Source organism: Chryseobacterium viscerum, from assembly GCF_002899945.2.
GTDB classification, from domain to species: domain Bacteria; phylum Bacteroidota; class Bacteroidia; order Flavobacteriales; family Weeksellaceae; genus Chryseobacterium; species Chryseobacterium viscerum.
Map to the genome: position 1 here is coordinate 387,485 of NZ_PPEG02000006.1, position 12,370 is coordinate 399,854.

The 12,370-nt window shown below is 36.9% G+C and carries 14 protein-coding genes; 11 read left to right on the forward strand and 3 right to left on the reverse strand.

Annotated features, from left to right (window positions below; translation table 11 throughout):
• The first annotated feature begins 148 nt into the window (after positions 1 to 148).
• The 4 genes from C1634_RS16320 to C1634_RS16335 all read left to right on the forward strand — a co-directional run bounded on the left by C1634_RS16320 (position 149) and on the right by C1634_RS16335 (position 2,915).
• On the forward strand, positions 149 to 1,138 hold the full coding sequence (locus C1634_RS16320) for a D-alanine--D-alanine ligase (RefSeq protein WP_103233009.1): 990 nt from the start codon (positions 149 to 151) through the stop codon (positions 1,136 to 1,138).
• Between the two features lie 33 nt (positions 1,139 to 1,171).
• A complete protein-coding gene (gene coaD, locus C1634_RS16325; protein WP_076356137.1) occupies positions 1,172 to 1,636 on the forward strand; it encodes a pantetheine-phosphate adenylyltransferase in 465 nt (154 codons plus the stop codon).
• 105 nt (positions 1,637 to 1,741) lie between these two features.
• Entirely contained in the window at positions 1,742 to 2,374 is a 633-nt protein-coding gene (locus C1634_RS16330; protein ID WP_103233004.1) for a trimeric intracellular cation channel family protein, read from the forward strand.
• 4 nt (positions 2,375 to 2,378) lie between these two features.
• Positions 2,379 to 2,915, forward strand: coding sequence for a hypothetical protein (locus tag C1634_RS16335; RefSeq protein ID WP_123921486.1), 537 nt, complete (start codon positions 2,379 to 2,381; stop codon positions 2,913 to 2,915).
• Between the two features lie 41 nt (positions 2,916 to 2,956).
• Here the strand turns inward: C1634_RS16335 and C1634_RS16340 are convergent, their stop codons facing one another.
• A complete protein-coding gene (locus C1634_RS16340; RefSeq protein WP_109738757.1) occupies positions 2,957 to 3,523 on the reverse strand; it encodes a hypothetical protein in 567 nt (188 codons plus the stop codon).
• A 74-nt stretch (positions 3,524 to 3,597) separates the two neighbouring features.
• Positions 3,598 to 4,092, reverse strand: a complete 495-nt coding sequence (locus C1634_RS16345; protein WP_103233001.1) for a dihydrofolate reductase — start codon at positions 4,090 to 4,092, stop codon at positions 3,598 to 3,600.
• Between the two features lie 74 nt (positions 4,093 to 4,166).
• Here C1634_RS16345 and C1634_RS16350 point away from each other — a divergent pair, with 74 nt between their 5' ends.
• From C1634_RS16350 to C1634_RS16370, 5 genes are all read left to right on the forward strand, one after another.
• The gene (locus tag C1634_RS16350; RefSeq protein WP_103233000.1) at positions 4,167 to 4,772 is read left to right on the forward strand and encodes a LemA family protein; all 606 of its coding nucleotides are present in this window, start codon (positions 4,167 to 4,169) and stop codon (positions 4,770 to 4,772) included.
• Positions 4,773 to 4,774: 2 nt separating this feature from the next.
• On the forward strand, positions 4,775 to 5,203 hold the full coding sequence (locus C1634_RS16355) for a TPM domain-containing protein (RefSeq protein ID WP_185145142.1): 429 nt from the start codon (positions 4,775 to 4,777) through the stop codon (positions 5,201 to 5,203).
• Positions 5,184 to 6,005, forward strand: coding sequence for a TPM domain-containing protein (locus C1634_RS16360; RefSeq protein WP_109738758.1), 822 nt, complete (start codon positions 5,184 to 5,186; stop codon positions 6,003 to 6,005). The genes C1634_RS16355 and C1634_RS16360 overlap by 20 nt, the downstream gene beginning before the upstream one ends.
• Positions 6,006 to 6,204: 199 nt before the next feature.
• Positions 6,205 to 6,726: an NAD(P)H-dependent oxidoreductase gene (locus C1634_RS16365; protein WP_103232997.1), complete on the forward strand. Its 522-nt coding sequence runs from the start codon at positions 6,205 to 6,207 to the stop codon at positions 6,724 to 6,726.
• 3 nt (positions 6,727 to 6,729) lie between these two features.
• Positions 6,730 to 8,619 (forward strand): monovalent cation:proton antiporter-2 (CPA2) family protein, encoded by a 1,890-nt coding sequence (locus tag C1634_RS16370; protein WP_103232996.1) that lies wholly within the window; start codon positions 6,730 to 6,732, stop codon positions 8,617 to 8,619.
• Position 8,620: 1 nt separating this feature from the next.
• Here the strand turns inward: C1634_RS16370 and C1634_RS16375 are convergent, their stop codons facing one another.
• The gene (locus C1634_RS16375) at positions 8,621 to 9,448 is read right to left on the reverse strand and encodes a GIN domain-containing protein (protein WP_109738759.1); all 828 of its coding nucleotides are present in this window, start codon (positions 9,446 to 9,448) and stop codon (positions 8,621 to 8,623) included.
• Between the two features lie 254 nt (positions 9,449 to 9,702).
• On the opposite strand from C1634_RS16375, the gene C1634_RS16380 reads away from it, so the two are divergent.
• Positions 9,703 to 11,844 carry a M3 family metallopeptidase gene (locus C1634_RS16380; RefSeq protein ID WP_109738760.1) on the forward strand — a complete coding sequence of 714 codons (2,142 nt, stop codon included), beginning with the start codon at positions 9,703 to 9,705 and terminating at the stop codon, positions 11,842 to 11,844.
• 146 nt (positions 11,845 to 11,990) lie between these two features.
• Entirely contained in the window at positions 11,991 to 12,368 is a 378-nt protein-coding gene (locus tag C1634_RS16385) for a YchJ family protein (RefSeq protein WP_103232993.1), read from the forward strand.
• The last annotated feature ends 2 nt before the right edge of the window (positions 12,369 to 12,370 follow it).

The following is a 12,370-nucleotide window of genomic DNA, read 5'->3' on the forward strand; positions in this document are numbered from 1 at the left end:
ATACTTTAATTATAACCGCAAATATAGCTAATAATTTTAGAATGGACTTTTTATTTAACACAATTCATTTTTGATGGTAAAATTTGCCAATTTCCCATATTGCATTACAGAAAATGATTAAATTTGCCTTAATTGATACTATATGGTTATGAACAAAAAAAGTGTTGCCGTAGTAATGGGAGGCTATTCTGATGAATATGTCGTTTCTTTAAAAAGCGGACAATTGATTTATGATTCTTTAGACAGAAATCTCTATGACGTATATAAAGTAGTAGTCCTTAAAGATGAATGGTATTTTTTAGGAGAAAATGATAAAAAATACGAGATCAACAGAGGTGATTTTTCTGTAACTTTAGATAATGGAGAAACCTTAAAATTTGATGCCTGCTTCAATATCATCCATGGAACTCCTGGTGAGAACGGGATTCTTCAGGCATACTGGGATGCGATTGGTCAAAAATATACAGGTTGTGATTTTTACCAGAGCGCTCTTACTTTCAATAAAAAAGATACACTTGCCGTATTATCAAAGTACGGAATACCTTCCGCGAAAAGCATTTATTTAAGAAAGGGTGAAGACATCAATGTGGATGAGATCGTATCAGAATTAAATCTTCCTGTATTTGTAAAACCCAACCAATCCGGATCTTCTCTGGGAATTTCTAAAGTAAAAGAAAAATCTGAACTGATTGCCGCTACTGAAATTGCATTCAAGGAAGATGATGAAATCCTGATTGAAAGTTTCCTGGATGGTATGGAAGTTTCCGTAGGAGTTATCGATTTTAAAGGAGAAACTATCGTTCTGGGAATTACAGAAATTGTTCCTACCAATGAGTTTTTCGATTATGAAGCAAAATATGAAGGGGCTTCTGAAGAAATTACCCCAGCAAGAATCGACGAAGAAACCACAAAAAGAGTAGAAGAAATTTCTAAAAGAGCCTACAACTCACTAGGAATGAGCGGTTTTTCAAGAAGTGAATTCATTCTGATGGACGGAATTCCTTATATGCTTGAAATGAATACCAATCCGGGATTCTCTCCTGCAAGTATTCTTCCACAACAGGCAAGACATTATGGAATTTCCATTATGGATCTTTGTGGAAATGAAGTTGAAAAAGCTTTAAATAAAAGAAAATAGATAACTGAAGTAAGAAATTATAACTCGTACAACATGAAAATTGCTGTTTTCCCTGGGTCATTTGACCCTATTACACTAGGACATTACGACATTATAGAAAGAGCGGCACCGCTATTTGATAAATTAATTATCGCCATTGGACAGAATTCTCAGAAGAAATATATGTTTCCTCTTGAAAAAAGAATGGAATTTATCCAGAATTCCGTAGCAGAATTCCCCAATGTGGAAGTAGATTCATTCGAAGGCTTAACGGTAGATTACTGTTTTGAAAAAAATGCTCAATACATTATCAGAGGATTGAGAAACCCTGCCGATTTTGAATTTGAAAAAGCGATTGCTCATACCAACAGAACTTTAGCCCACAAAAAACTGGAAACGGTATTCTTACTGACCTCTTCAGGAAAATCTTTTATCAGCAGCAGTATCGTAAGGGAAATCATCACCCACGGCGGCGAATATGAACTGATGGTTCCGGATTCGGTAAGAGTGGAGAAATAAACAAAACAATAATTGATAAGCGATAAATGATAATTGATATAATGGCCAAGAATTTGCTTAAGCAAAAAATCATTCATCAATTATCATTTACCATTTATAATAGATATGCACGAACAGTTCAATTTTGCTATAGAAGTCCTGGGGACCATTGCCTTTTCCATGTCGGGAAGTTTTGCAGCCATGCAAAAACGGCTTGATCCGTTTGGGGTACTTATTATTGCATTTGTAACTTCTGTGGGAGGAGGAACTGTAAGAGATCTATTGCTTGATATCCCGGTATTCTGGATGCATGATCTTCTGATGTGTGCCCTGATCCTGGTGACCAGCATTTTTTCCATGGTATTCAAATCTCTTGAAAAGAATTTTAAAGTCACCTTATTTATCTTCGACAGCTTTGGTCTTGGATTATTTACGATTATTGGGGTTCAGAAAGGACTGAATGCAGGAATCCATCCTATGATTTGTATTGCATTAGGAACTATAACAGGTTGTTTCGGAGGTATTATCCGGGATATATTACTCAACAGAATTCCATTGATTTTTAGAAAGGAAATTTATGCTACAGCATGTATATTAGGAGGTTCAGCATTTTTATTGATGACCAGATATACTACACTTTCCTATACTTTTATACAAATATTCACTATTATACTGATTGTGGCGATTCGAACATTTGCTGTAAAATACCATTGGCAGATGCCTAAATTTTATGGTTATGATCAGAATTCGGAAATGTAGCTTCGTGAAAAAAACACTTTTTATTATTTTATCATTTTCTTTATTCTCCTGCAAGCATGAGAGTAAATTTGATTTGAATAAAGACCTTTATCATTTTTCAGAAAAGATGGAAAACGGAGATACGGTCAAAATAATAACTGATCTTTCAGCCTGTATGTTCTTTGCATTTGAAACATATACTTTTACCAAACAGAATGACACTCTATTTCTTGAGAAATATTCTGAAGCAGCATCTTATGATAAAAAAACTCAAACATTACCTAAAAGAATCTACAAAGTAAAAGCAAGCGATCCTCTGTCTTTTGAAAATTATCTTAAATTCCTGAATAAAAAAGATAAACCGCATGAGAAAGGAGATTTCCCTTTGGTTACTGTAACCTATAAAAAGCAAAGTCGTAAATTTTATGATGATGGACTCCGAGATAAATTTATGAAGCATGATAGTTTGTTTCTCGTAAAGGAAAACATTTACCCAAAAGATACTTTTTTTAAACAGGAAGCACCGCCATCACCTCCAACAATAAAAAACAAAAAGTCCTGAAAAATTCAGGACTTTTACTTTTATATAGATATCGGAGATTCTTAGAATCTTCCTCTCTGTCTCATATTAGGATTATGCATGTGCTTCTGCATAGTTGGCATTTTCAACTGATCTTTCATCATTTTGATTTGATCGGTCATCATTCCTGCACTGTCTAATCTTTTTGCTTCTTCCAGTAACTTCTGCCCTTCCTGTTTTCTTCCTTTAGAAATAGCTGCCGCTGCAAGATTTAAAGTAGCCATTGCTCTGTCATGCTTCATATTCAAACCATATTCCAATGCTTTTTTCATAAAAGGTTCTACTTTTGCAGGGTGATCCTGAGCTTGAGTAAGTCCTAATAAATAGTGGAAATATCCGTATTGAGTCTTGTGAAGTTGTCCTTTATAATCTGTTATTTTGGTTAGCCATTCACCAGCTTTCTCCATATTTTGTTTTCTCAATTGCCAGAATGCCAAAAGAATATATTCATTTTTAAAGAATAATAAGATCGGAAATGCAGCCAAAAGAAAAACAACAATACCCCATCCGATATTTCTTGTGAAAATCATCAAACAAAGTCCCGCAAGGATAAGAAGTGCTGCTATTACAATTTTTATGTATTTATTCATTATTAAATTTTAGAAGTGCAAAGATAAAAAATTTACAGGTTAGAAGCTAGAGGTTAGAGGTGAGAATTCTGTAATTACTCACTCTTGATTTTTTCAAAGGTCTGGAAACAGAAATCATAAGTATTTTTCTCATCCTTCTCATGGCAGATTTCGGCAGTTTTTTTCCAGATCTTTTCATTTATTTTCGGGAAAAATGTGTCTGCTTTAAGGTCTGCTTTCACTAAAGTAACCTCAAGTCTGTCTACCAAATCCATTGTCTGCTCATAAATGTTTCCACCACCAATAACGAAGACTTCTTCATCAATTTTTTTAGCAAATTTCAATGCTTCTTTGATGCTTCCCACGATAAGGATTCCTTCTTCAAACCAGTTCTTCTTTCTTGACACAACAATATTGGTACGGTTCGGAAGGGGCTTTCCAATACTTTCGTATGTTTTTCTTCCCATAATGATGGGATGTCCTGAAGTTATATCTTTAAAATGTTTTAGATCTTTAGGAAGATGCCAAAGTAATTGATTTTCAAAACCAATTTCATTTTTCTCTCCCATTGCCACCACTATTGTTGTCATTCAAATAATTTTTTACAAAATTAGCACATAATTTGTATATTTGGTTAGCACAAAAAATTTAAAAAAAATAAACTATGAAAAATAAAGGATGTTTGGGTGCCGGAACGATTGGTATTGCCCTCCTTATTATTGTTGCTGTTCTATTCTTCTGGGGAAAAAGCGGATATAACAGCTTTGTCGACAAAGAACAGAGTGTCAACGCAAAATGGTCTAATGTAGAGACTGTATATCAAAAAAGGGCAAACCTTATTCCTAACCTGGAAAGAACGGTAAAATCCTATTCAAAATTTGAGCAGGAAACTTTAACTCAAGTTGTGGAGGCACGTTCCAAAGCTACTTCTATCAACATTGATCCTAGTAATATGACTGAAGCTGACCTTGCTAAATTCCAGGCTGCTCAGGGAGAATTATCAGGAGCTTTGAGCCGATTGATGGCTGTAGTGGAGGCTTATCCTAACTTAAAAGCAGACCAGCAGTATATCAACTTCCAAAGAGAATACACTGCTATTGAAAACAGTATCAGAACTGAAACTGTTTATTATAATGATGCTGCAAAGGATTACAACACTTCCATCAAGACTTTCCCGAATAATATTTTGGCGAATTTCACCAACTTTAAAGAAAAACCTTATTTCAAAGCTGAAGCAGGTGCTCAAAAAGCCCCTGAAGTATTCAAATAATAATGGGTAATTTCCTAACAAATCAACAGATCGCTTCCCTTGTGGAAGCGATTCAGTCTGCGGAAGATCATTCTACGGGAGAGATCAGGGTGCATATTGATTCCAATACAGAAAATCGTGATGCCAAGACGGCATTTGACGTTTTCAAAAAACTCGATATGGATAAAACTGCTGACAGGAATGCTGTTCTTTTTCATGTCAATTTTGAAAAAAAATACCTGACCATCATCGGAGATATCGGAATCCATGAAAAGGTAAGACAGTCTTACTGGGATCATCTGCACGACTATATCACTGCGGAATTTGCCAAAGGAAATTATCATAAGGCGCTGAAAAGTGCCATCCTGGAAACAGGACTTGAACTCAAAAAATATTTTCCTGTAGAAGGAGAAAATCCAAACCAACTGTCAAATGAAATTACGTTCTCTTAAAATAGTATTTTCATTTGTATTGCTATGCTTTTACACTTTTGTATCAGCACAATACACCATTCCCGAAAAACCCGCAGTTCTTTACCCTGTCTTTGATGAAGCCGGTTTGCTTTCTCAACAGGAAAAAGATGCTCTTAATAATAAGCTGATCAAATTTGCAGATTCTACCTCAACAGAAATTGAAGTAGTGATCATCCGCTCCACCAAAGGAGAAGATGTCAACTTTCTGGCAACCATGTTCGGTGAGAAATGGAAGATCGGAAAAAAAGGCGTGGATAACGGAGTGGTTTTCCTTGTTGCCACAGAAGACAGAACGATGTCTATCCAGCAGGGACGTGCCGTAGAACAATATCTTACCGCTTCAGTAGCAGGACAGATCTTAGATTATATTGTTACCCCAAACTTCAAGAAAGGACTTTGGTATGACGGCATCAATGGCGGAACCTCAGCCATTATGGAGGCTGTTGAAGGGAAATTCAAACCTGTTGCAACGACAGCTCCTTCCGGCAACGGAAGCGCTTTTAAAGTCCTGATTATTGCTTTTGTTATTTTCATCATTATTGCCATACTTTTTGGTAACAGAGGCGGTGGCCGTGGTGGAAATAATGACGACGATGATGACGTCATTATCACCAGAAAAGGACGCAGAAACTATCCTGGCGGATTCTTCCCATTCCCTGGCAGTTTTGGCGGCGGTGGCGGTGGCTTTGGCGGCGGAAGCTCCGGCGGCGGAGGTGGCGGATTTGGAGGTTTCGGCGGCGGCGGAAGCTTTGGAGGCGGTGGTGCTTCCGGAGGTTGGTAAATCAGTAAATCACTTTTAGAATATATAAACAGATCAGGTCATCACGGCCTGATTTTTTTATTTAAAAACCTAAAATAGCATGTTTTTTTTAGCTTTTCTTAATGATAAATTGATCTTTACGTATTGAAAAATTAATAAAACCTCACAAAAGCCACCTTTTATTCAATATTTTTTTATTATATTTACTGAAAACAGGATTATGAAGAAGACGCTGGTAGTATTTGCACACCCTTATCTGGAGCACTCCAATTCGAATGTAGAGCTCATCAATTTCTACGTTCGCCACCAGCATTATACCTTAAGAGATCTTTACGAAGAATATCCTGATTTTCATATTGCCGCTTTCAGAGAAAGAAAACGTCTTAAAAACTATGACCGCTTTGTTTTTCAGTTTCCCTTGATATGGTTTGGAATGCCTCCTCTTCTCAGATTATGGATCGATGAAGTTTTCGACAGAGACTGGCTAAAAGAGGGTGAGCACAATCCCCTGGAAGGAAAAGAGGTTTATATCCTCGTCACCACCGGCGGAAAAGAAAGATCTTTCACAAAAACCGGCACCTATCAATATACGATTGATGAACTGATCAGCGGACTAATTGTTTCTCTAAAAGTTTTCAAAGCAGACATCAAGCGCATCAAAATCGTATACGAAGCCAATAAACTGTCTAAAAAAGAAATTATTCTACATAAAAAGGAATTTACAGAACTACTCAATCAATAGCCTATGGAATCCAGCTTAGCGATGAACACATTAATTTTTCTGGGGGTAGCCATTATCATGGTTCCATTAGCCAGAAAATTAGGGTTGAGTTCTGTGATCGGTTATATTTTAGGAGGAATCATCATAGGACCTTATGTACTTCGGCTTACAGGAAATAATGTAAATGATATTATGCATGCCAGTGAGTTTGGGGTCATTATGCTTTTATTTCTGGTAGGCCTGGAACTGGAACCCCGGAAATTCTGGGAAATGCGAAAGAAGATAATGGGTCTGGGACTGTCCCAGATGGCACTCACTATTTTGTTACTTTTCTTAGTCTTCACAAGTGTAGGCTGGAGAGTAGATAAGGCAATTACGATTGCGATGTGTTTTGCTTTATCTTCTACAGCAATTGTTCTGCAAACCTTACAGGAAAAGAATAATCTTAAAACAACAGCCGGGGAAGCTTCATTTTCTACACTATTGTTTCAGGATATCTCGGTGATTCCTATTTTGGCAATACTCCCTATTGTAGCAAACTATAAAGCCAAGCATCACGATAATGAAATTCAGATTCTGATCCAAAAACTTCCGGAATGGCTTCAGGCCGGAACAGTAATTTTAGGAGTAGTCCTGCTTATTTTATTAGGTAGATATGTCTTTGTTCCTTTCTTGCGATATGTTTCAAAATCGGGAATGACAGAGCTATTGACGGCTTCTTCCCTATTTCTGGTTATTGGTGTTTCTGAGCTGATGATTGTTATTGGCCTTTCTCCGGCATTAGGAGCTTTCCTTGCAGGAGTAATGCTGGCCAACAGTGAATTTCGTCATGAATTGGAAGCTCAAATTGATCCTTTCAAAGGGCTTTTATTAGCTGTGTTTTTCGTTAGTGTAGGATCAACAATCAATTTTAATATTATTCAGAAAGATCCACTCTTTATTTTCAGTACTGTTTTTGCGGTGCTGGCAGTAAAGTTTATGGTTTTATATACCATCGGAAAGTTTTTCAGGATAGAAACTTCTCAAAGTCTTTTTTATGCATTTGCTCTTTCTCAGGTGGGAGAATTTGCATTCGTACTGCTTAACTATGCATCGGATCTTTATCTGCTGGGACCTGAGATGAATGCACAGATGATGGCGGTTACAGCAATTACCATGTGTATCACTCCCATTCTTCTTATTATCAATGATAAGTTTATCACGCCGAAATTCATCAAAGAAATTCCTGAAGAAGAGAATGATTTTAATATTCTTGACAACGATATTATTCAAAAGAAGATCATCATTGTAGGTTTCGGGCACTTTGGAAGTACGGTGGGACGTCTTTTAAAAGCCAGTAAAATATCGGCTACTGTCTTGGACCGCGACTCTGATCGTGTAAAACTGCTCAGAAGCTATGGTTTTAAAGTATATTATGGCGATGCCACAAGAATTCCTATTTTAAGGGCTGCAGGAATTGAAGATGCTGAGATCTTGGTTTTATGTCTGGATGATCCGGATGATAATAAATTCATCGCAGAACTGGTTCGTGAACATTATCCTGAAGTGAAAATTTTTGTACGGGCTAAAAATAGGATTGATGCCTATGAATATCTTAACAGTGGAGTCAATCATATTTACCGTGAAACTTTAGGAACAGCTGTTGATATGGCTGTTGACGTGCTTCATGAAACAGGGATGAGAAAATATGCAGCAAGACGTCTCGGACAAAGATTTATGGCTATTGATAAGGCATCGATCAGGAAGCTGGCAAAAATGAAGGAAAATGATGATGATATTACCTTATTCACCACAAAAGAAATCCTCCAGCGAGAGGAGGACTTATTAGCGTACGATAATCTTAATTTTGATAATAAAAATTGGGAAGGCTCCTCATCCACCGATGGAGAAGATGAGGACGAATCCCAGGATTGATTTATTGGATGTTTACACTTCCACCACTGCTTTCTTCTTTGCTCACATTCTTAAGTTCTCCTTTTTTAGAAATATCCACACTTCCGCCAGATGAAGCACCAGCCTTCACACTGGAAACAGCACTTATCTGAACACTTGCCCCACTGGAAGCGTCTGCTTCTACATCATCAGCAATAACACCTTTCGCTGAAACACTACTGCCTGAAGAAGCACTGATGTCCACCTTTTTTGCTTTTCCGGAAATATCAAGAGTAGATCCTGATGAAGATTCAATATCAAGGTTTACAGCCCAAATTTTACCGTTGAAACTGCTGCTGCTGCTTATGTTGATATCCATATCATTCGCTTCCAGATCTCCGGAAATACTTCCTGCACTTGATACTTCAAGATCTGTTTTCTCCTGAGTAAATTTATCTTTTATGATAATTCTCGCTGCTGAATCGGCAAGAAGTTTATTAAAATCTTTTGTGTAAATTCTGGCCGTTACTTTACTAATATTCATCACTCTGATTCCAGGTTTATAATGAATATGAAGTCTTCCGCCCTCATTGTCTACAAGAATTTCATTGATGATACTTTGAGGGGCAGAAATCACCACTTTTTCTGTTTCCGATTTTATGATTTCTGCTTCTATGGCTTGAGAAATCTGAATTTCATCAAAATCTCCGTTAAATTCTTTATGCTGTATCGGGCCGCTTTCTTTGCTTACTACTTTCTCTACCCAATTACTCGTGTCTCCATTTCTATCTCTGTTTCTGTTCTCATGCTTGTCATTACATGAGGCCAATGCCGCTAAGGCTGAAAAAATAAATAAAGTCCTTGTTTTCATGCTTATTTCTTTTGTTAATTATTTTTGTTGATTTCTTTACTTAAATAACAACTAATTTATAAAAAATATTACATTACAATTAAAAATACTATAATAGTATGCTATACAGGTTTTCAAAATGGCAGTATCCGTCCCCCAGCATTCTCTTATTCATCTAAAAACACCTACTGAACGGGTTTAATAAATACATTTTCCAAAATAGATTCTATGATACAAGTTTTTAATATCTTTATGCTTTAATAACAACTATATTTATGAAGAATATTTCATCGGTATTATTAATTTCTGCCTTGGCGTTCAATCAATCTTGTACTACAATGAAACAGACCGATATTCAACAGGAGCTTCCTGCACCTGATTCCTCTTTATCTTCAAATCCTTTTATGAAGAAAAGCAAGCTTCAGTACGAAGCTCCGGAATTTGATAAAATCAAAAATGAGCACTTCAAACCTGCTTTTAACTATGGTTTAAAGCTGCATGAAGCTGAGATTATAAAAATTGCCAACAATCCGGCTTCTCCAACTTTTGAAAATACAATTGTTGCATTGGAAAAAAGTGGTGAAATATTGAGAAGAGCACAAATTGTATTCTCCAATCTTACAAGCGCAAATACCAATCCTACTTTACAGGCTTTGGATGAAGAATATGCCCCTATTTTTGCGGCACATTCTGATAAATTGTACCTGAATGAAAATCTTTATAAAAGAATACAATCCATCAAAGAAGACGGTCTTGATCCTGAAAGCAAAAGACTGGTACAATATTATAAACAAAACTTTGAAATTGCAGGAGCTAATCTTTCTGCAGCTGACAAAGAAAAATTAAAGCAACTCAACCAGGAGCTGGCCTCTCTTTCTACTCAATATTCTAATAAATTATTGGAAGCAAGAAAGCAAGGCGGAGTATTTTTCTCCGATGCAAAAGAACTGGACGGACTTTCTGCTGATGAAATTGCAGCCGCTGCGGCTGATGCCAAAACAGCAGGACAGCCTGGAAAATACCTTCTGGCTTTACAGAATACTACACAACAGCCTCTTTTACAAAACTTAAAAAACAGAGCTACCAGAGAGAAGCTATTCAAAGCTTCATGGACAAGAGCTGAAAAAGGTGATGCTACTGATACAAGATCAACGATCGAAAAACTGGCTAAACTGAGACTGAGTAAAGCTCAGATTTTAGGAAAGAAAAACTTCGCAGAATGGAAACTTCAGGATCAGATGGCAAAAACACCTGAAGCAGCTACCAATCTGATGAATCAAATTGCTACTCCGGCCGTGGAAACAGCCAGACGTGAGGCAAAAGACATCCAGGATCTTATCGATCAGCAAAAAGGAGGGTTCAAAGTAGAACCTTGGGACTGGAATTTCTATGCTGAACAGGTAAGAAAAGCTAAGTTTGATCTTGACGAAAGTGAAATAAAGCCCTATTTTGAAATCACAACGGTTCTTGAAAAAGGAGTTTTCTTCGCTGCTGAAAAATTCTACGGACTGACATTCAAAAAGAGAACAGATCTTCCTGTTTACCATCCTGATGTAGTAACGTATGAAGTTTTCGATCATGATGGAAAATCTATCGCGATATATTACCTGGATTTCTATACAAGAGATTCTAAAAACGGTGGTGCATGGATGAGTAATTTTGTTGAGCAGTCTTATTTATTAGGAACAAAGCCTGTCATTGTTAACTGCTACAACTATCAGAAACCTGCTCCTGGAAAACCTTCATTAATCAGTTATGATGATGTTTCAACCATCTTCCATGAATTTGGACACTCTATTCACGGAATGTTTGCCAGCCAGAAATACCCTTCACTTTCAGGAACAAATGTACCAAGAGACTTTGTAGAATTCCCGTCTCAGATCAATGAGCACTGGGCTTTAGATCCTGTTGTTCTGAAGAACTACGCGGTTCATTATGAAACAAAGCAGCCTATTCCACAGACATTAGTAGAAAAAATTAAAAAAGCTTCTACATTCAATCAGGGATATATGACTACAGAATTGGTTTCTGCTGCTGAATTGGATATGGATTGGCATACCGTAAGCAACGACAGTCAGTTTATTCCAGTTTTAGACTTTGAAAAGCAATCTTTAGCCAGCCATGGATTCAATCTGGCAACAGTTCCACCAAGATACCATACTCCTTATTTTGCACACATCTGGGGAGGTGGATATTCAGCAGGATATTATGCTTATTTATGGTCTGAAACATTGGATAACGATGCATGGGAATGGATTAGTAAGAATGGCGGATTAACCAGAGAAAATGGTGACCGTTTCAGAAAATATATTCTTTCTGTAGGAAACTCTGTAGACTTGAATCAAGCATTCAGAGACTTTACAGGACATGATCCGGATATCAAACCTTTATTAAGAAACAGAGGTTTTATTAAATAAATCAATAGGAAGCATTCTTTTAAGAGTGCTTCTTTTTTTGTTTTGGCTAAAGCCGATGGATATTTCTTTGTTTATTTTTTAACGGGCTAAAGCCCGTTCCTATTGAATTTCATTATTTTTGCAGTTCACATTTTAAAATATAATATATGGACTGTCCCTGCTGTTCAGGAAAATCCTACGAAGACTGCTGCAAACCTTATCATACTGGAGAAAAGCATGCTCCCACCGCTGAAGCTTTGATGCGCTCAAGGTTTTCTGCTTTTGCGATTCCGAATGGTGACTACCTGATGGAAACCACACTTCCGGGAAAAAGAAAATACCACAATACAAAAGATCTTCAGGAATGGGGAGAAATCAACCAATGGACAAAACTGGAAATCATCCGAACTCCTACTTTAAATCATGTAGAGTTTAAAGCTTATTATACAGACGAGGATGGTCATTCGCAGCTCCATCATGAACTTTCACTTTTCCAAAAAATGCATGAACGCTGGTATTATGTTTCAGGGGAATTTTTAGATTAGAA

Excerpts from the sequence above, each read along its gene's own strand:
- C1634_RS16320 (WP_103233009.1), top strand. The coding sequence starts at position 149 with ATGAACAAAAAAAGTGTTGCCGTAGTAATGGGAGGCTATTCTGATGAA.
- coaD (WP_076356137.1), top strand. The coding sequence starts at position 1,172 with ATGAAAATTGCTGTTTTCCCTGGGTCATTTGACCCTATTACACTAGGA.
- C1634_RS16330 (WP_103233004.1), top strand. The coding sequence starts at position 1,742 with ATGCACGAACAGTTCAATTTTGCTATAGAAGTCCTGGGGACCATTGCC.
- C1634_RS16340 (WP_109738757.1), bottom strand. The coding sequence starts at position 3,523 with ATGAATAAATACATAAAAATTGTAATAGCAGCACTTCTTATCCTTGCG.
- C1634_RS16345 (WP_103233001.1), bottom strand. The coding sequence starts at position 4,092 with ATGACAACAATAGTGGTGGCAATGGGAGAGAAAAATGAAATTGGTTTT.
- C1634_RS16350 (WP_103233000.1), top strand. The coding sequence starts at position 4,167 with ATGAAAAATAAAGGATGTTTGGGTGCCGGAACGATTGGTATTGCCCTC.
- C1634_RS16355 (WP_185145142.1), top strand. The coding sequence starts at position 4,775 with ATGGGTAATTTCCTAACAAATCAACAGATCGCTTCCCTTGTGGAAGCG.
- C1634_RS16360 (WP_109738758.1), top strand. The coding sequence starts at position 5,184 with ATGAAATTACGTTCTCTTAAAATAGTATTTTCATTTGTATTGCTATGC.
- C1634_RS16365 (WP_103232997.1), top strand. The coding sequence starts at position 6,205 with ATGAAGAAGACGCTGGTAGTATTTGCACACCCTTATCTGGAGCACTCC.
- C1634_RS16370 (WP_103232996.1), top strand. The coding sequence starts at position 6,730 with ATGGAATCCAGCTTAGCGATGAACACATTAATTTTTCTGGGGGTAGCC.
- C1634_RS16375 (WP_109738759.1), bottom strand. The coding sequence starts at position 9,448 with ATGAAAACAAGGACTTTATTTATTTTTTCAGCCTTAGCGGCATTGGCC.
- C1634_RS16380 (WP_109738760.1), top strand. The coding sequence starts at position 9,703 with ATGAAGAATATTTCATCGGTATTATTAATTTCTGCCTTGGCGTTCAAT.
- C1634_RS16385 (WP_103232993.1), top strand. The coding sequence starts at position 11,991 with ATGGACTGTCCCTGCTGTTCAGGAAAATCCTACGAAGACTGCTGCAAA.